Here is a 17,377-nt window from a genome sequence, read left to right on the forward strand (position 1 = left end):
CTGCCCGCGCCTGCGCACCGCCTGCGCGGCGGCGGGGGCTGTGCGCGACGCCCCGTCCCCGCGGGCGGGCCGCGTGAAGGGAGCCACGGCTGTGGCGCATCCATCGACCTCTCTCGACCCTGACGACCTCGACCCGGACGACGACCTCCGCCCGCCCGAGCGGCTACCGGCCCCGCCGTTGCGCGCGGCGGAGGCGACCCTGCTGCTCGCCGTGCCCGCGGCGGTCGCGGTCGCGCTCGCCGGGCTGACGTACACCGGCGCGTTCTCGACCGAGACGCGCCTGATCGACCCCGGCGAGCTGGTGACCCGCGGCCTGCCGATCGCGCGGGTCGTGCACGACAGCGCCGCGTCGCTGACGATCGGCCTGCTCACCGCGGCGACGTTCCTCCTGCCCGGCCAGCGGATCGCGCCCGGGATCGTCTCCTACTCGCAGAACCGGGCGCTGCGCTGGGCGACCTGGTCGTCCGCGGTCTGGGTGGCGTCGGCGCTCGCCGTGCTGGTCTTCACCGCGGCGAACGCGATCGGGCAGCCGCTGGACGCACCGGGCTTCCGGACGCAGCTGGTCTTCTACGCCACGCAGCTCGAGCTGGGGCAGACCCTCGTCGCGTCGACGGCCTGCGCGCTGGCGGTGCTGCTGCTCACCCTCTTCTCCCGGCGGCTCGGCGGGGTGGCGGCGGCGACTGCGATCGCGGTGCTGGCGCTCCTGCCGCTCTCGCTCTCGGGGCACGCGGCCGGCGCGGACGAGCACGCGAACGCGGTGAACAGCCTCGCGGTGCACCTGATCGGAGTGACGGCCTGGGCGGGCGGGCTCGTCGCGGTGATCCTGCTGCGGCGCACGGTCGGCGACCAGATCGGCGCGGTCGTCGCGCGCTACTCGGTGCTCGCGGGCTGGGCGTTCGGCGCCGTCGCCTTCTCCGGGCTGGTCAACGCGTCGCTCCGGATCGAGGGGCTCGAGGACCTGGGCACGCCCTACGGGCAGCTGCTGATCGTGAAGGCCGTCGCGCTGCTCGCGCTCGGCGGCGCGGGGGCCTGGCATCGGCTGCGGCTGATCCCGCGGCTGCGCGCGGACCCGGGCGACCGCCGCGCGTTCGTCGCGGTCGCGGTCGGCGAGGTGCTGGTGATGGCGCTGACCATCGGCGTCTCGGTCGCCCTCTCGAACAGCGCGCCGCCGGTGTCCCAGGACCCGGTCAGCGGCGATGCGCGGCGCAGCCTGCTCGGCTTCCGCTACCCGCCCGAGGTGACGCCGGAGCGGATGCTCGACCAGTGGCATCTCGACGCCGTCTGGCTCGGGATCGCCGTCGTCGGCGCCGCCCTCTACGTGCACGCGGTGCTGAAGCTCCGGCGCCGCGGTGACGCGTGGCCGCTCGGCCGGACCGTGGCCTGGGTGGCCGGCTGCGCCGCCCTCGCCTACACGACCAGCGGCGGGCCGGGCGTGTACGGGCAGGTGCACTTCAGCACGCACATGATCCAGCACATGCTGCTGATGATGGTCGTGCCGCCGCTGCTGGTGCTCGGCGGGCCGGTGCTGCTCGCGCTGCGGGTGCTGCCGGTGCGCCGCGACGGCGGGCGGGGGCTGCGCGAGTGGATCCTCGCGGTCGTGCACTCGCGCTATCTGGCCGTGCTGTCGAAGGCGCCGGTCGCCGCGGTGCTCTTCGCGGGCAGCCTCGTCGCGTTCTACTACACGGGCTGGTTCGAGTGGGCGATGTTCAGCCACCAGGGCCACGTGCTGATGACCCTGCACTTCCTCGCGACCGGGTACCTCTTCTTCTGGGTCCTGATCGGCGTCGACCCCGGCCCCGACCGGCCCGGCCACGTGCTGCGGCTGCTGGTGATGCTGGCGACGCTGGCCTTCCACGCCTTCTTCGGCCTGGCGATCATGTCGCAGACCACCGTCCTCGCCGCCTCCTGGTGGACGGCGCTCGGCTACACCGACACGGAGGCACTGCTCGCGGACCAGGGCGTCGGCGGCGGGATCGCCTGGTCGGCGGGCGAGATCCCGATGGTGCTGATCGCGCTGGTCGTCGTCGCGCAGTGGATGCGCTCGGAGGAGCGGACCGCCAAGCGCTACGACCGCCGCGCCGACCGCGACGGCGAGGCCGAGCTCAGCGCCTACAACGCGCGGCTGGACCGGCTGGACCGCCGGGGGTCCTGAGCGGCCCGTGGGCTCCTCGGCCCGGCACCTCAGCGGCGGGAGGCGGCGTCCGCGTCCCAGAGGGCCTCGAGCGGGTCGTCGGCGTCCTCGCCCGCGAGGAGCTCGGCCTGCCGGCGCTCGGCCTCCTCGGCCGAGATCTCGCCGAGGTCGGCGGAGGCGCGCAGGGCCGCGGCCCGGCCGCCCTCGCGGGTGAGGAACGGGTCCTCGGGGGTGGCGTGCCGGACGCCGTCGCGGGAGTCGAAGGCGCGCGCCGTGACGCCGGTCACCGCGGGGGAGGAGGCGAGCAGGGCCATCGCGACACGGTCGGCCGCCTGCCAGGCGGAGGCGGAGGAGCCGCGCTCGGCGATGATCGGCCCGTCGGGGGTGCCGATGGTGAGCTGCTCGATGTCGGGGAGGAGGCGGAGGATGCGCGCGGCGGCGTCGAGCGCCTCGGCGGGCACGGAGTCGACGGGGCCGGAGAACAGCGGGGTCCAGTCCTCGGTGGGCAGGCGGTGCCGCCAGGTGTCCATCCGCGCCTCCTCCGTGATCGCGTCCGTGTTCGCGGCCGTGATCGTTCACGGCGCCGTCGCGCCGTTCGACTCCCAGAAGGCTAAGACCGGCTCCCGCGCGGGTCGACCCCCGAATCGAGGGAGTGCGCTTTGCGGATCAGACGGCTACCCGTTCGGCGCGGCGGCGCGGCGGGACCGTCCCTCCGGGCGACCTGTCGAGCTGTGCGGGCGCTGTGCCGCGCGGAGCGCGGGTGGGTGCCTGCGGCGTGATGCCTGGTCGATCCACGTGCCCCGGGGTGACCCCGGAGAGGACGGTGCAGCGCGTGCCCCGTCCGCCTCGCCCGGAGGGGCGGCGCGCCCCAGCCTAGGCTGGGGCGAACGAGGCGGGGGGTCGTCGTGCACGGACGGGACGCGGTCGTCGAGGCGCTCGTGCACGCGTTCCTCGGGGCGGAGTGGACACCGGCCGGACTGCGCGCCGCCGCGGCCGACTCGCTCGGCGCCCGCCGCCGCTGGCTCGGGCCGCTGATCACCGCCGTGCTCGTCGCCTTCCCGCATCCGCCGCTCGACGCGCCGCGCGAGCTCGCGCTGGTGATCGCGGGGCTGCTCCCGGAGCGCGCGCAGCCGGTGGTCGCGCACCTCGCACCGGTCGCCGCGCGGGCGGTGCCCTCCTCCTCCCCGGTGCCGGCGATCGACGGCCGGGACGACCTCGCCCGGCTGCTCGGGCTCACCCCCGCGCAGCTGGACGGCTTCGCGGACCTCGGGCAGTGGAACCGCCGCACGCCTGTCGGTGCCGCGCAGCCCGGTGCCCTGCAGAACTACGACCACGTCTGGCGCTCGCGGCCGGGCCGGGCGCCGCGGCTGCTCGAGGTGCCGCGCTCGCGGCTGCGCGCGGTGCAGCGGAGCGTCCTCGACGAGATCGTCGGCCTGGCTCCCGTGCACCCGGCCGCGCACGGCTTCGTCCCCGGGCGCAGCGCGATCACCGGGGCGGCCGTGCACGCGGGCTCGGCGATGCTGATCACCCTCGACCTGCAGCGCTTCTTCGCGCAGGTGACGGCGGCGCGGGTCTTCCGGCTGCTGCGCGGCGAGGGGCTGCCCGAGGCGGTCGCCTACGCGCTGACCGGGCTGTGCACCCACGCGGTGCCGGTCGCCGCGATCCATCGGATGCCCGCCGGCGGCGACCCGGAGGAGCGGGCCGCGCTGCGCCGCTCCCTCGCGCTCGCGCACCTGCCGCAGGGCGCGCCGACCTCGCCCGCGCTGGCCAACCTGGCGCTGCGCCGCCTCGACGCGCGGCTGACCGGCTACGCCGAGGCGGCCGGCGCCCGCTACACCCGCTACGCCGACGACCTCGCCTTCAGCGGCGACGCGGTGTTCGCCCGGCGGGCGGAGGCGTTCGCGCGCGGAGCCGCCCGGATCGTCGAGGACGCGGGCTACGCCGTGAACCCGCGGAAGACGCGGCTGCGCCCCGCGTCCACCCGGCAGAGCGTGACCGGGATCGTGGTCAACGAGCGACCGGCGGTCCGGCGGGCCGACGTCGACCGGCTGCACGCCATCCTGCACAACTGCGCCGTGCACGGACCGGCCGGGCAGAACCGCGCGGGCGTGCCCGACCTCCGGGCGCACCTGCTCGGCCGGATCGCCTGGGTGAGCGCGGTGCACCCCGGCCGCGGGGCGAAGCTGCGGGCCTTGTTCGAGCGGATCCCGTGGCTGGAGCCCTTAGGGGCCGCGGGGCCGCGCCCGTAGGATTCAGCGGTGCCCGTCACCCTCCCCGCTCCGCGAACGATCGACCCCGCCTCCGTCCCCGCCCTGCGCTGGGGTGTGATCGGCACGGGCATCGCCGACGCGTTCGTCGCGGCGATCCACTCCCGCTCGGTGCAGCGCGCCGTCGCCGTCACCGCGCGGGACGCCGAGAAGACCCAGGCCTTCGCGGACAAGCACGGCATCGCGACGGTGCACGCGACGGTCGAGGAGCTGGTCGCCGACTCCGGGATCGACGCCGTCTACATCGCGACCCCGCACCCGCTGCACCGCGCGCAGGCGCTCGCCGCGCTCGCGGCCGGCAAGCACGTGCTGATCGAGAAGCCGATCGCGATGTCCGCGGACGAGGCGCGCGAGATCACCGACGCGGGCCGCGCCGCCGGCCTGCTGGTGATGGAGGCGATGTGGGCGCGCTACCTGCCGCAGGCCGACGTGATCCGCCAGGTCGTCGAGAGCGGGGTGCTCGGCGAGCTCCGCCTGGTCACCGCCGACTTCGGCTTCTCCGTCCCCGTCGACCCGACCGGGCGGCTCTGGGCGAAGGAGCTCGGCGGCGGCGCGCTGCTGGACGCCGGCGTGTACCCGATCTCGTTCGCGTCCTCGGTGCTCGGGGCGCCCGTCTCGGTCGTCGCCTCCGGCACCGTCGACCCGTCCACGGGCGTCGACGCGAGCGCCGACCTGCTGCTGACCATGGGCTCCGGGGCTCGCGCGCTGCTGTCGACCTCGCTCCAGACGTCGCTGCCGGTCGAGGCGATGGTCCTCGGCTCGGAGGGGCGGCTCGCGGTGCACAGCCCGTTCTTCGGCCCGAGCGGCGTGACGCTGACGCTGGGCAGCATGAGCTCGGGGCAGGACTCGGAGGTCTGGACCGACGAGGGCCCGTGGCCGTACGGCGCGCTGTCCTTCCAGGCGACGGCGTTCGCCTCGTACGTCGCCGCGGGGCTCGTGGAGTCGCCGGTGCACCCGCACCACGAGGTCGTCTCGGTGCTGGCGACGATCGACGAGGCGCGGCGGCAGGTCGCGGCGCAGGCCGTCTCGCTCGCCTTGTCGGCCGGCTGATGCGCATCCTCACCTGCCTGCACACGATGGAGGTCGGCGGGAGCCAGATCAACGGGATCGAGCTCGCGGGGCGGATGGCCGCGCTCGGTCACGAGGCGGTGGTCTACGGCCCGGACGGCGATCTGCGGCCGCTCGTCGCCGAGCTCGGGCTGGACTGGGAGGAGGCGCCCGAGAAGGGGCCCCGCCTGTCCGTCCGCAGCATGGCGCGGCTGCGGCGCATCGTCCGCGAGCGGCGGATCGACCTGATCCACGCCTACGAGTGGGCGCCGACGATGGACGCCGCCTTCGGACCGCACCTGGTCGACGGCGTGCCCGTGGTGACCACCGTGCTCTCGCCGGAGGTGCCGGACTTCGTGCCGGCCGCGTTCCCGATGATCGTCGGCGTCGTCGAGCTGCTCGCGGAGGAGTCGCGGCGCCGGCCGACGCTGCACCTGATCGAGCCGCCGGTGGACACCGAGCTGAACGCGCCGGTCGCGGACGCGGCGCGGGTGGCGGAGCTGCGGGCGCGCTTCGACGTGGCGGAGGGCGAGATCGCGATCGTCACGGTGGCGCGGCTCGTCGTCGATCTCAAGCGCGAGGGGATCCTCGCGGCGATCGAGGCGGTCGGTGCGCTGAGTGACCAGGACGGCGGGGACGACCTCCGCCTCCGCCTGATCGTCGTCGGCGACGGGCCGGTGCGCGGCGAGCTGCAGGCCGCGGCCGACCGGGTGAACGCGGGGCGCTCGCGCGAGCTGGTCACGCTGACCGGGCAGATGCTCGACCCGCGCGACGCCTACGCGGTGGCCGACATCGTGCTCGGGATGGGCAGCTCCGCGCTGCGGGGGATGGCGTTCGCCAAGCCGCTCGTGGTGCAGGGCGAGCGCGCGTTCTGGCGGCTGCTGACTCCGGAGTCGCTGCCGTTCTTCCTCGAGGGCGGCTGGTACTCGCTCGGCGACGGCGTCGACGGGCCGGGGCGGCTCGCCGGGATCCTGGCGCCGCTCGCGGGCGATGCGGAGCTGCGGGAGCGGCTCGGCGCGCTCGGCCGCGAGGTCGTCGTCGAGCGCTTCAGCCTCGCGGCGGCCGCGCGCACCCAGGCCGCGATCTACACGGAGGCGGTGGCCGCGCGGACGACGCTGCCGCGGCGCCTGCGGGGGCTGGCGCACCCGGCGGTGCGGTACGCGGCGTACCGGCTGCACCCGCTCAAGCGGCGGGTCCTGGCGCTGCTCGGGCGCTGAGATCCGGCGCTCTCCGACAGCTGTTGCCGACGCCGGCGCATCCGTCAAGGGTCTCCTCCTGGCCGCTGAGCGCGTCCTAGAGTCCTGATCATCCGGCCGCATCCGGAGGCTGAAGACGACTCCGCCGCGGCCTCCGACGACGGGGAGACGAGATGTCCAGGGACGACGTGATGCCGGGGCGGTTCGCGCGCTTCGTGAAGTGGGTGCACCGGGCCGACGGCTGGGAGCCGCAGTACCTCCGCGGCCGCGTGCTGGCGAAGACCGACGGCGCCTGGATCGTCGCCGTCAACGGCGAGGAGACCCGCGTGATGAAGAAGGAGTGGAGCGTCTACCGCTGAGCCGTCGCCGGCGAGCGGCCGCCCTGCTCGCCACGCCTCCTGCTGATCGAGTAGCCCGCGGAGCGGGCGTATCGAGCGGCGGAGCCGCTTCGCGTCTCGGTGGTGAGGGAAAGGACGCGGCTGCGCCGCGTCATGTTGGTCGAGTAGCCCCGCAGGGGCGTATCGAGACCCGCCACCACCAGCAGAGCGGGTCTGCAGACTTGCGTTCTGAGGGTGGTGGATCTCGATACGCCCGCTCCGCGGGCTACTCGATCAGCATGGTTCTCCCATACGTACTAGGTGATCTTTCCTAGGAGATCCACCCAGCGGCGATCGCCGTGCGCCTAGCTGCGCCGACGGATCCGCCACGGCAGCGCCAGCCAGATGCCGACGATCAGCACCGCCGTGACCGATGCCATCGTGATCGCGAGCGGTCGCGTCGTCACCACGTCGAAGATCAGCAGCACCGTCCCCACGAGGACGAGCGCCACCGCCATCAGCGTCAGCCGCAGCAGGACGTCCGCCGCGCGCACCAGCGTCCGCTTCGCCCGGCGGCGGAACAGCTCGCGGTGCAGGCTGACCGGCGCGAGCCCGAGCAGGGTCGCGAGCACCGAGCCGCTGATCAGCACCAGGTAGACGTCGGTCTGGAAGCGGTCGAGGTCCTCGAAGCGCTGCTGGAACGCGATCGCGAGCAGGAACCCGGTCAGGATCTGCGTGCCGGTCTGGATGACCCGCAGCTCCTGCAGGATCTCGCTCCAGTTGCGGTCGAGCCGCTCGTTCTCGGTCTCGTCGCGGCCGTCGCCGGGCAGGTCGTCGCGCGGGTCGGAAGGTGTGGGCGGCACCGTCCCATTCTGCCCGGCGGCATGCATTCGTCCGGCGCCCGTTCGTCCGGCGTTCGCGAGACCGTCGCCCTCCGCTCTGGTGTCCCGGCCCGCGACGAGCGAGCCTGGTCGCATGACGAAGTGGTGGGGGCCCGCCCTCGCGGCGCTGGGATCGGTCGCGGTCGTCGTCGGCGGCGTCACGCTCTTCTCCTGGACGGTCAGCGAGACGCAGTTCCCCCGTGCGGATCCGGGCTTCGACCGGCTGACGGCGGAGGTCGCGAGCGTCCCCGGAGTCGGTGTGCAGGAGTCCGCGCGCTGGGTCGAGGCGCCGGTCTTCCTCGACCCGACGTCTCTGATCGCTCTCGACGTGGACGAGGCGAGCCTCCCCGCCGTGCTCGACACCGCCTGCTCCACCGAGTACGCCGACCACGTCGCCTGGTCGTTCCGCGTGCGGACCGACGGCGGCAACGCGGTCTCCGTGCACGGCTCGTGGGAGGACCCCGGTGGCGCGGGCAGCTGCCCCGAGTTCGGCTTCGATCCCGCCGGTCTCCTCGGCCCCCTCGACGACGTCGTCGCCGGTCTCGACCTGCAGGCCGCCGTCTGGGACGGAGCCGACGGCGAGGCGGGCCGCTTCTCGCTCCTGGCGATCGAGGAGCCCGCGGAGGTCGACGCCCTCCTGCCGCTCGTCGCGCACGCCGAGGACCTCCGCGCCGCCGCCGGGGTCGCCGCCGATCGCCCGGTCGAGATCAGCGGCTCCCGGCTCAGCGCGATGGTCGGGCCGGGGGAGCAGGAGCGCTACGCCGCCGTGCTCGCGGAGCTCCTGGAGCGGCACGGGGTGACGGCCTACTACGACAGCAGCGACGGCACGCAGAGCGACGGCGTCGACAAAGTGCAGGTCACCGCCCCCGCGAGCGAGCACGCCGCGATCGAGCGGGTGCTGAGCGAGTCGGGCCTGTCCGTCGCGGAGCTGCCGGTGCGGTTCCTGCCCGAGAGCTGAGCCGCCGGGCCTGCTCAGAGGTGCAGCAGGCTCCAGTCGATGATGACCGCGAGCGCGGTGAACAGTGCCGCGACCGCCCCGACCGCTTTTCCGGCCCGGTCGAGGTCGCTGCGCGGTCCGGGCCGCATGTCGGCGACGACGCGCAGCAGCGCCCCGAGCAGCGCGATCACGGTGACGGCCAGTATCCAGACCTTGAGCGACACGTGCGAGTCGACGTCGAGCAGGGTGAGGGTCACCACCGGCACGAGCACCGCGAGGAACGACACGACGACCAGCAGGACGCCGCGCCGCGTGAGGTCGGTGGGGCCGTAGGAGCCCTCGCTGAGCCAGGCGCGGAGGGGGCGCCGGGACGCGGCGGCGGCGGTCCGGCCGTCTGCGGTCTCGGCCTCGTCGGCCTCGGCCGGGGCGGAGGCCTGGGGTGCGCTCGTGCTCACGGGCGGGCTCCTGAGGTGGGTGCGGGAGTGGCGCTGCCGCGGGCGAAGAGGGGTCGGTCGAGTCTGGCGCCGCGCGGGCGTCGGCGGAAGAGCCGCTTGCGGACGTGTCCGGAAGCGGACAGGGGGGTCAGGGGCGGATCAGGCGGTGGTCACGGCCGGGACGCTGGCGAGATACTCCTCCGAGGCGACGTCGGTCCGGAATTCGAGGATCTCGACGGAGTGTGCCTTGAGAACGCCGAGGACGTCTTCGGGAGTGACGTAGAAGAATTCGCGCCGGAGATTGACGCGGTTGACGCGCTTGTCCGAGAACGTCTGGTGGAGCATCGTCTCGATTCCGACCGCGTCGTCCGCGAAGAACAGCGCGTGGACATCGAACCGGAACGGTACCGAGGCGTCACCGAGCTCGTTCACCCGGTCCATCGGCTCGAGGCGTCTCGTCATGCCGATCTTCACCATCCGATCGCCGAACGCGCCCCTGTTCGAGATGACGTAGACGTATCCCGCCCGGATGTTCGCAGCGCGGTAGTCCACATCGTGGAGCGCTCGATCGACATCCGCGATCCTCGCGCGGAGTCTCTCAGCGCCTTCCAGATCGCCGTTGGCCTCCAGGGCGGTGAGAGTGGCCGTGTAGTGCGCCTTCTCCTTATCGAGCCGCTCGTGCTCGCGCGCCAGTTCCTGCTCCGCCTTGCGCTGCTCGCGCAGCTCTTCCCGACGAGCGCGCTCCATCTCCTTCTCCCGCTGCAGAGCCTGAAGATGCTGATTCGCGAGCTGGATCTCGGTCAGCCTCAGGTGGTGGTACTCGGGATCGATGGTGAGCGCGATCATCGATCCTTGACGCTCGATCATCTCCGCGGCCTTGCTCAGCCTCGCCTGCGCGACCGCGAGATTGCCCGCACGGACCGTCTTCACGCAGTTCTCCGCCTCGGCGTTGTACGCCCGCAGGAGGATCTTCGTCATGTCGCTGACGAACCGCTTTCCCTGGGCCTGGGAGTTGTTGAAGGTGAAGGCGCTCGACGCCCGCGCGGCTCTCTTGTCCCGGATCGCCGCTTTGATGCGGGAGCGGACGACCTCCAGTCGCGTCGCGAGGTCTGCCGATGCCTCGGCGGGATGCTCGTAGTCGTAGAGGCCGAGCTCCTGGATGTCGACCGTCTGACGGACGCCGATGATCTGGTCCGCGAGCTCCTCGAACTCTCGGCGCCGGCGAGCGACATGCGTTTCTATCTCTTCGAGGACCGCGCGTGACGCGGCCGCGCGCGCCTCGTCCTGGGCGGCGCGGGTCGCGACGTCGTTCTGCCACCGAGCCTGCTCCTCGGCGATCTCGGCACGCCGGCGGCTCTTCTCCGCGTCGAGCTCCGTCAACTCGAGCAGTCCGTAGCGCTGCTGAGCGCGCTCCAGTTCGGCGACACGCGCTGCGAGCTCCTTCGCCGCTTTTCTCGCTCCGAAGAACGGGATGTCCGGGGTGCTCTCCGACGTCGCCTCCGCGGCCGGCGCGCGCCGGCTCTCCACGGCGTTCTGCTCGGCCTGCCGGATCTCGCGGCGAGAGGCGGACTGCTGATTCGCCGTCGTTTCGGCGGGTGCGACGGGATGGGTGTGCTCCGTCCAGGCAGTGCCGTCCCAATAGCGGAGGAGCGAAGGGTCGGAGGGGTCGGGATACCAGCTGGCGGCGGCAGTCATAGGTCTGAGCGTAAGGGGAGCGGAACTGTTTGTCCGATGCTTGTGCGACTATCGGATCATGCCCGGCTCACTGCATTCCCACATCGTCGAAGGATCGCGTCTCCGAGTGGATGTGGTCGGATCAGGGAGCGACGCTCTCTCTGATCGGCGACTACACCGATCTCGAGCCGAGTGTTGAGAGCGGCGGAGTGCTGGAGAGCAATCCCGCACTCCGCAGCAACATGTGGGCCTTTGCGAAGACCCGGCACGCCGCCCGGACGGCATCGAATCTGGAGGCACTCGGCATCGCTGATCCTGCGGAGCAGAAGGCCGCCTTGAAGGTGCTGGAGATCGAGCGCAAGACCGCGGAGAAGCGCGCGGACGAGTACGCCAGGACGGCCCAGTGGATCGCCGACGTCGCCGACGACGTCTCGCTCCTGACGGTGGAGCGCGGCTGGTGCTCGTCCTGCTTCTTCCACACGGAGCACCGGAAGTCGAATCGACCCGCGGGCCAGCTCCCGGTCTACGTCTGCCAGGGCTGCGGCTCTCCGACCCTCCCGTGCATGGCTCCGGGCTGCGACAACATGGCGGTCCGGGATCGTGGTGCCCTCCGCGTCCCGCAGTTCTGCGCGGAGCACAAGCGCGAGATCCCGGGCTTCGAGAAGGCCCAGGGCTCCTTCGGGGAGCTTCACGACTACGAGGAGTTCTTGAAGTACGAGAAGCCCGACCTCGACGCGATCTCGAAGATCGCGGTCGGAAGCGTCGTCGCTCTCGGAGTCGCTGCGCCGCTCGCTCTCGTCGCCGCGCCCGCGATCGGCGGAGCGCTGGGCTCGCTCGGAGTGTTCGGCGGCCTGTCCGGCGCCGCCGCGAGCTCCCATGGCCTCGCCCTGCTGGGTGGGGGCACCCTCGCCGCCGGCGGGCTCGGAATGGCCGGTGGCACTGCGGTCGTCACTGCGGTCGGTGCGGCGGTCGGAGGAGCGCTGGGCGCATCGGTGTCGAACGCCTACCTCCGAGAGGACAAGTCGTTCCGGATCGAGCTGCTCCGGCCCGGCAAGGGCGGAGTTCCGGTGATCGTCGCCAACGGTTTCCTCACCGACGGCAAGAGCGAGAAGTGGGGAGGGTGGAAGGCGATCGTCGACGCGCGCTACCCGGATTCGCCTGTCTACCGGGTTCACTGGGGCTCCAAGGAGCTCGACGACCTCAGCGACCTCCTTGCGGGAGTCGCCGGCAAGGTCAGCGGGCTCGGGCTCGTCAAGGCGGCCGCAGCAATCGGCACTAAGGCCGGCGCAAGATTCCTGGGGAACATCGTCGGTCCGGCGTTCATCGCCGCTGATCTCCTCAAGAACCCCTGGCATGTCGCGAAGAGCCGGGCGGACAAGACCGGCGTCATCGTCGGGGATCTCCTGGCCCGGACCGACGCCGAGTCCTACGTGCTCATCGGGCACAGTCTCGGAGCACGGCTGATGGTCGTCGCCGCTCAGGCGCTCGGCACCAAGCCCGGCCGGCCGCGGATCGAAGCCGCGCACCTGCTCGGCGCCGCCATCGGAGCGAAGAACAACTGGGACTCGCTGACCGCCGCGGTCGACGAGGCGGTCTACTGCTACCACTCGCTCAACGACGCCGTCCTGAAGTACGTCTACCGGACCGCACAGGGCGGCGAGACGGCGGCAGGTCTCGTCGGCATGAGTCCGGCATCGAGCAAGCTGCAGAACATCGACGTCTCGGACGTCGTCAAGACGCACTTCGACTACCAGGACGAGGTCCGCCTCCACGCCGCTGTGTAACTGAATCGCCCGAGAAGGCTCGTTCTCGGGGTGGAGAACGAGCCTTCTCGGGCGAGTGAGCGGCCGGGTGAGCGGCCGAGTGGAGGCGGGCGGCTAGCGGCAGGCCGTCAGGCTCGCCACTCCGTCGGAGAGGGTGCCGGTGCCGCCCAGGAGCACGACGCTGGTGGCGCCGAGGCTCTTGATGTCGTCGAGGACGGGCTGGGGGACGCAGTCGGGCTTCACCGTGTAGAGCGGGTTGCGGGTGAAGCCGGCGGCGGCCGCTCCGGAGAGGGCGTCGGGGAACTTCTCGCCGGTGGCGAGGTAGACCGTCGACGCGGCCGTGAAGGCGGCGCGGTTGAGCTGGACCGAGGTGTCGTAGCGGTCGACGCCGCCGATGCGGATCGGCGTGATGCGGAACGAGTTCTCGATGCCGGTGCTGACCGAGAGGGGGTCGCCCGCGATCGTCAGCTTCTTGACGCCGAGGCCCTGCACCAGGGAGCGGGTGGTGTCGTCGACGGCGCTGAGTCCGCCGTTCACCAGGAGGACGGGCGCCCGGACCGAGCCGGCTGCGGCTGCGGCGGCGAGGGCGTCGGGGAACTTCTCACCGGTGGCGAGCCACGCCTGCGAGGAGCCCTTCGGGAAGGCGGCTTCGACGAGCTTCGCCGCGGTGTCGTAGCGGTCGACGCCGCCGATGCGCTGAACCTCGCCGGTCTTCGCGTAGGCGGCGAGCTCGGTCACGAGGCGGTCGCTGACGCTCAGGTTCGAGCCGACGACGACGATCTTGCTCGGCTTGAGGCGGCGCAGCTCGTCGCGGACCGGCTGCGTCATCGAGTCCTGGTCGACCAGCAGCAGCGGGCCGTTCTGCTTCGCGGCGGCGGGTGCCGCGGCGAGGGCGTCGGGGAAGTTGCCGCCGGTGGCGATGAAGACGACCGGCACGTTCGCCTTGAACGTCGCGGCCGAGACCTTCGCAGCGGTGTCCTGGCGGTCGACGCCCGCGATGCGGGTGACGACCACGGGGCCACCGGGCGTGGGGGTCGCGGTCGGCGTGGCGGTGGGGGTCGCCGTGGGAGTGGCGGTGGGCGTGGCCGTGGGCGTCGCGGTAGGAGTCGCGGTCGGCGTGGCCGTGGGCGTCGCGGTCGGCGTGCCGGTGGCGGTCGGGGTCGGCGTGGGCGTCGATCCGTCGTCGCAGGACGCGGCGGTGACGTCGTAGCTGTACTGGACGTTGGCCGAGCTGCCGGCCCAGACGACGAGCCTGTCGCCCGTCTTGACGGGCACCGGGTCGAAGGCGAACGGGCCGCCGGTCGCCGGAACGGTCGTCTGGTCGGCGGTCGTGCCGTTGACGGCCAGTCCGAGGGTCGTGGCCCCCGTGCCGGCGACCGGGCCGCCGGTGTCGCCGGCGACGACGGCGCTGACCGGGGCGCCGTCGGTGCAGGTGACGTCCGTCGAGGCGGTCGGAGCGGCGGCCGCGCTGAGGGCGGGCGTGAGGCCGACCGTGCCGGCGATCACCGCGGCGGCGATCAGGGCGACCCGTGAGCGGCGCGGGGCCCTCACAGTGCCACCACCGCGGCGGTCGGCGTGCAGGAGAGGTGGAGCGATGACGACATCGTGTCGCCTTTCTCGAGAGGGCGGATCGGGCCGCTCCGGTCCCTCGGCGCGATCCCTCCTCCCTCGCGGCCGCGGCATCGCGGGCGGGGGTGTCGGGGTCGACAGGGGAACGGATCGGTGCTCGAAAGCTAGCGAGACGGCCGCCGCCTCGGCAATGGGCAGCGGCAGAGGGTCCCCCTGTCGGGGGGCGTTCGGCGTGCCTGCCTCGACGGACTGCTGGCCGAGCGTCCACGAGCCCGGAACCCGGCCGAGCGGGACGGTGACGCGCTGCCGGATAGTGTCGTCGGACACGGGAGCCGAGCCTGCCGTCGTGATCACGGAAGAGGCGCCCGCATGACCAGCCCCATGACCAGCCCCGGCGCGAGCAGCGGCCCGACGAGCACCGTGAGCACCGGGGCGTGAGCGTCGGGAGCATCGCCGAGCTGCGCGCCGCGCTCGCCGTCGGGGCGGTGTCGGCCGTCGAGGTCGCCGCGGACCGGCTCGCCGCCGTCGCGGCGCAGTCCGGCACGGTCGTGGCGTGGGACGAGGAGGCGGTCCTCCGCGCCGCCGCCTCGGTCGACGAGCGCCGCCGGCGGGGGGAGCCGCTCGGGGCGCTCGCGGGCGTCCCGATCACGGTGAAGGACTCGTTCGACGTCGCCGGGTTCGACGGCAGCGTCGGCACGGCCGAGAGCGTGCACCGCTCCGTCGCGGACGCCCCGGCGGTCGCCGCGCTGCGGGCCGCCGACGCCGTGATCCTCGGCAAGACGGCCGTGCCGCCGTTCCTCGATTCGTTCGATACCGCGAGCGCACTTCACGGCCGGGCGGTGAACCCGTGGGGCGCGCAGCTCACGGCGGGCGGCTCCTCCGGCGGGTCCGCGGCGGCGGTCGCCTCGGGGCTGTCCTGGGGCGACCTCGGCAGCGATCTGACCGGCTCGATCCGCGTGCCGGCCGCGTGGAACGGCGTCTGCGGGCACCGGCCGAGCAGCGGAGTGATCTCCAAGCGCGGGCACCTGCCCTGGCCGGTCGGCACCCGGCTCGAGCCGTCCGCCTCCGCCGCCGGGCCGATCGCCCGCAGCGCCGACGACACCGCGGCGCTCTTCGCCGTGCTCGCCGGGTCGGTCTCCTCCGGCCCGTGGCGGCTCGCCCTGCCCGAGCCGCGGTTCTCGCGGCTGAGCGAGCTGACCGTGGGCCTGTGGCTCGCGGAGGAGAGCGCGCCGGTCGACGACGAGACGGAAGCGGCGCTCGCCGGCCTCGCCGACCGGCTGCGCGATTCCGGGGTGACGGTGGTGGATCTCGGGCCGTCGGTGCTCGGCACCGCGGAGGCCGAGGCCCTGTTCGACCGGCTGGTCCTGCACGAGATCGCCTACCCCGGCGGCTCCGGTGCTCCGATCGCGCAGGTCTGGGCCGACTGGGACGAGCAGCTGCGGCTGCGCGCGGAGTGGGAGCGGGCCATCGCCGCGGTGGACGTCGTGCTCGCGCCGGTGGTGCCGTTCGCGCCGCCCGCGTTCCCGCTCGCCGAGGCCGACTGCCGGGCGATCGGCCGCTGGAGCTGCCTGGCGAACCTGGCGATGGGCCCGTCGACGGTGCTCCCGATCGGCCTCGGCGCGACCTCGGGCCTGCCGCTCGCCGCGCAGCTGATCGGCGCGCACGGCGACGACCTGGCGACCCTCGGCGCGGCCCGACTGCTGGCGGCCGAGGGCCTGGTGCCGCAGACGCTGCGGGCGCCGGAGACGGCCTGACGCCGTCCCATCGGGACAAAGAGAAAACCCGGCCCCAGAGGGGCCGGGTGGTATTCGAAAATCATAGCCGAACGCCGCCTGCGGGCGGTGACGTGGCGCCGGACTGTCACCAATCGTCCGGTCGGGAGAGCCTGTCGATCCGCTCGGGGAGCTGCGAACTCCGAAGATCGTGGTCGGTCAGCTCGTACCACCAGTGGCCGCCCGCACCCTCGTCAGGTTCTCCCGCGAGCGCGCCCGCGCGGTAGGCGGGAGTGGGGTTGACCACCCCGACCGGTACCCGACGACGCGCTTCGCGGATCGGGAACTCGAGATCGCTGTCATTGCTGATAACGACCGCGGCGTCGACCGAGCGTTCCAGCACATCGATCAGAAGGTGCGAGGCGACGTTGACGTCGGATCCCTTCTCCTCTCGTCGGGCGATCGAAGCCATGAAGGTGGCGCCCGGGGCGTCGGCACCGTCCTGGCCCCTGATCATCAGCGGCCAGGAGGGTGTGCTGAGGACTGGGCGGCCGCGTCTGTCCGGTGTCGCGAGTGGAGCGGTCGCCACCCGCGAGACATAGGTTCCGAGAGCAAGGACGTCGATGGATCCGTGCCGCTGCAGTGCGCGGAGGTAGGTGTCCTGATCGCGTTGCCCCTGCGGATGATAGGCCCCGCTGACGCGAGCGGTGCAGAAGACGATGCGCGTGCTCGATACCGCACCCCATCCCGCGCCGGGACCGGTGAGGAGGCCAGCGGCGAGCGCGCGAAGGTCGAGCCAGCGCCACCCCGTCGTGCCGCGGCCGCAGATCCGGCGTGCTCCGTAGTAGAGGTTGAACCCATCGATGTAGACGCCCACTCGCATGGACGGACGATAGACGTGTCGATGTCCGACCGGTGGCCGGTGGCGCCTGATCCGCGCCGCGCTCACCCGCGGCGCTTCACCATCCGCCAGTTCACCAGCTCGACGCCCGCGCGCACCGGGTGCTGCTCGGCGACCGCGACGAAGCCGTGGCGCTCGAAGAAGGGGCGCGCGGTGATGCTCACGTCGGCCGACAGCTCCGGTGCGGTGGGCGCCTGCGATTCCGCCTCGGCGAGCAGGCGGGTCGCGACGCCGCGGCGGAGGAAGCGCGGGGCGACGAACATCATGTCGATGTACCCGGTGACGCTGACGTCCGAGAAGCCGGCGAGCTCGCCGTCGACGGTGGCGACGAAGGCGTTCCGCGCCTGCATCGCGAGATGCCACGTCGGGACGTCGCGCTCGCCGGCCCAGGCGCGGATCTGCTCGGGGGAGTAGTCGGCGGCGGCCGTCTCGGTGACGGCGGCGAGGAAGACGGCCAGGGTGCCGGCGGCGTCGGACTCGGCGTAGGGGCGGATCGCGATCGGAGGCACCCCGACACCCTCCGCGCGAGATGCCACTTATGAGCCCGA

The 17,377-nt window shown here is 73.1% G+C and carries 15 protein-coding genes; 8 read left to right on the forward strand and 7 right to left on the reverse strand.

Annotated elements, in window-relative coordinates; translation table 11 throughout:
- Nucleotides 1–91 precede the first annotated feature (91 nt).
- Nucleotides 92–2,152 (forward strand): cytochrome c oxidase assembly protein, encoded by a 2,061-nt coding sequence (locus HQQ86_RS16550; RefSeq protein ID WP_367948693.1) that lies wholly within the window; start codon nt 92–94, stop codon nt 2,150–2,152.
- Nucleotides 2,153–2,181: 29 nt separating this feature from the next.
- Here the strand turns inward: HQQ86_RS16550 and HQQ86_RS16555 are convergent, their stop codons facing one another.
- Nucleotides 2,182–2,661, reverse strand: a complete 480-nt coding sequence (locus HQQ86_RS16555) for a hypothetical protein (protein ID WP_173289326.1) — start codon at nt 2,659–2,661, stop codon at nt 2,182–2,184.
- Between the two features lie 375 nt (nt 2,662–3,036).
- On the opposite strand from HQQ86_RS16555, the gene HQQ86_RS21425 reads away from it, so the two are divergent.
- The 4 genes from HQQ86_RS21425 (at nt 3,037) to HQQ86_RS16575 (ending at nt 7,000) form a co-directional block, all read left to right on the forward strand.
- The gene (locus HQQ86_RS21425; RefSeq protein WP_173289327.1) at nt 3,037–4,380 is read left to right on the forward strand and encodes a reverse transcriptase family protein; all 1,344 of its coding nucleotides are present in this window, start codon (nt 3,037–3,039) and stop codon (nt 4,378–4,380) included.
- A gap of 9 nt (nt 4,381–4,389) precedes the next feature.
- Nucleotides 4,390–5,448, forward strand: coding sequence for a Gfo/Idh/MocA family protein (locus tag HQQ86_RS16565; protein ID WP_173289328.1), 1,059 nt, complete (start codon nt 4,390–4,392; stop codon nt 5,446–5,448).
- Complete coding sequence (locus HQQ86_RS16570; RefSeq protein ID WP_173289329.1) at nt 5,448–6,662, forward strand: glycosyltransferase; 1,215 nt, start codon at nt 5,448–5,450, stop codon at nt 6,660–6,662. The genes HQQ86_RS16565 and HQQ86_RS16570 overlap by 1 nt, the downstream gene beginning before the upstream one ends.
- Before the next feature lie 152 nt (nt 6,663–6,814).
- On the forward strand, nt 6,815–7,000 hold the full coding sequence (locus HQQ86_RS16575; protein ID WP_148059211.1) for a hypothetical protein: 186 nt from the start codon (nt 6,815–6,817) through the stop codon (nt 6,998–7,000).
- A gap of 323 nt (nt 7,001–7,323) precedes the next feature.
- Here HQQ86_RS16575 and HQQ86_RS16580 read toward each other — a convergent pair whose 3' ends face one another.
- Nucleotides 7,324–7,821, reverse strand: a complete 498-nt coding sequence (locus HQQ86_RS16580; protein WP_367948694.1) for a DUF6328 family protein — start codon at nt 7,819–7,821, stop codon at nt 7,324–7,326.
- A gap of 112 nt (nt 7,822–7,933) precedes the next feature.
- Between HQQ86_RS16580 and HQQ86_RS16585 the strand changes: the two genes are divergently transcribed.
- Nucleotides 7,934–8,797 carry a hypothetical protein gene (locus HQQ86_RS16585; RefSeq protein ID WP_173289330.1) on the forward strand — a complete coding sequence of 288 codons (864 nt, stop codon included), beginning with the start codon at nt 7,934–7,936 and terminating at the stop codon, nt 8,795–8,797.
- Between the two features lie 14 nt (nt 8,798–8,811).
- Here the strand turns inward: HQQ86_RS16585 and HQQ86_RS16590 are convergent, their stop codons facing one another.
- The gene (locus tag HQQ86_RS16590; RefSeq protein ID WP_173289331.1) at nt 8,812–9,231 is read right to left on the reverse strand and encodes a hypothetical protein; all 420 of its coding nucleotides are present in this window, start codon (nt 9,229–9,231) and stop codon (nt 8,812–8,814) included.
- A gap of 138 nt (nt 9,232–9,369) precedes the next feature.
- Nucleotides 9,370–10,905 carry a DUF4041 domain-containing protein gene (locus tag HQQ86_RS16595; protein ID WP_173289332.1) on the reverse strand — a complete coding sequence of 512 codons (1,536 nt, stop codon included), beginning with the start codon at nt 10,903–10,905 and terminating at the stop codon, nt 9,370–9,372.
- A 110-nt stretch (nt 10,906–11,015) separates the two neighbouring features.
- Between HQQ86_RS16595 and HQQ86_RS16600 the strand changes: the two genes are divergently transcribed.
- The gene (locus tag HQQ86_RS16600) at nt 11,016–12,668 is read left to right on the forward strand and encodes a DUF726 domain-containing protein (protein ID WP_173289333.1); all 1,653 of its coding nucleotides are present in this window, start codon (nt 11,016–11,018) and stop codon (nt 12,666–12,668) included.
- A gap of 93 nt (nt 12,669–12,761) precedes the next feature.
- On the opposite strand, the gene HQQ86_RS16605 is transcribed toward HQQ86_RS16600, so the two are convergent.
- On the reverse strand, nt 12,762–14,198 hold the full coding sequence (locus HQQ86_RS16605; RefSeq protein ID WP_173289334.1) for a cell wall-binding repeat-containing protein: 1,437 nt from the start codon (nt 14,196–14,198) through the stop codon (nt 12,762–12,764).
- Between the two features lie 452 nt (nt 14,199–14,650).
- Here HQQ86_RS16605 and HQQ86_RS16610 point away from each other — a divergent pair, with 452 nt between their 5' ends.
- Nucleotides 14,651–15,970 carry an amidase family protein gene (locus HQQ86_RS16610; protein WP_173289335.1) on the forward strand — a complete coding sequence of 440 codons (1,320 nt, stop codon included), beginning with the start codon at nt 14,651–14,653 and terminating at the stop codon, nt 15,968–15,970.
- A gap of 106 nt (nt 15,971–16,076) precedes the next feature.
- On the opposite strand, the gene HQQ86_RS16615 is transcribed toward HQQ86_RS16610, so the two are convergent.
- Together HQQ86_RS16615 and HQQ86_RS16620 are read right to left on the reverse strand one after the other, a co-directional pair.
- The gene (locus HQQ86_RS16615) at nt 16,077–16,811 is read right to left on the reverse strand and encodes an NYN domain-containing protein (protein WP_173289336.1); all 735 of its coding nucleotides are present in this window, start codon (nt 16,809–16,811) and stop codon (nt 16,077–16,079) included.
- Nucleotides 16,812–16,873: 62 nt separating this feature from the next.
- On the reverse strand, nt 16,874–17,338 hold the full coding sequence (locus tag HQQ86_RS16620) for a GNAT family N-acetyltransferase (protein ID WP_173289337.1): 465 nt from the start codon (nt 17,336–17,338) through the stop codon (nt 16,874–16,876).
- Nucleotides 17,339–17,377 lie beyond the last annotated feature (39 nt).

Source organism: Rathayibacter sp. VKM Ac-2857, from assembly GCF_013205025.1.
In the GTDB taxonomy this organism is placed as follows: domain Bacteria; phylum Actinomycetota; class Actinomycetes; order Actinomycetales; family Microbacteriaceae; genus Rathayibacter.

What these genes read in the sequence shown, in the direction of transcription:
- HQQ86_RS16555 (WP_173289326.1), bottom strand. Translation starts at nt 2,661, where the DNA reads ATGGACACCTGGCGGCACCGCCTGCCCACCGAGGACTGGACCCCGCTG.
- HQQ86_RS16570 (WP_173289329.1), top strand. Translation starts at nt 5,448, where the DNA reads ATGCGCATCCTCACCTGCCTGCACACGATGGAGGTCGGCGGGAGCCAG.
- HQQ86_RS16575 (WP_148059211.1), top strand. Translation starts at nt 6,815, where the DNA reads ATGTCCAGGGACGACGTGATGCCGGGGCGGTTCGCGCGCTTCGTGAAG.
- HQQ86_RS16585 (WP_173289330.1), top strand. Translation starts at nt 7,934, where the DNA reads ATGACGAAGTGGTGGGGGCCCGCCCTCGCGGCGCTGGGATCGGTCGCG.
- HQQ86_RS16595 (WP_173289332.1), bottom strand. Translation starts at nt 10,905, where the DNA reads ATGACTGCCGCCGCCAGCTGGTATCCCGACCCCTCCGACCCTTCGCTC.
- HQQ86_RS16600 (WP_173289333.1), top strand. Translation starts at nt 11,016, where the DNA reads ATGTGGTCGGATCAGGGAGCGACGCTCTCTCTGATCGGCGACTACACC.
- HQQ86_RS16615 (WP_173289336.1), bottom strand. Translation starts at nt 16,811, where the DNA reads ATGCGAGTGGGCGTCTACATCGATGGGTTCAACCTCTACTACGGAGCA.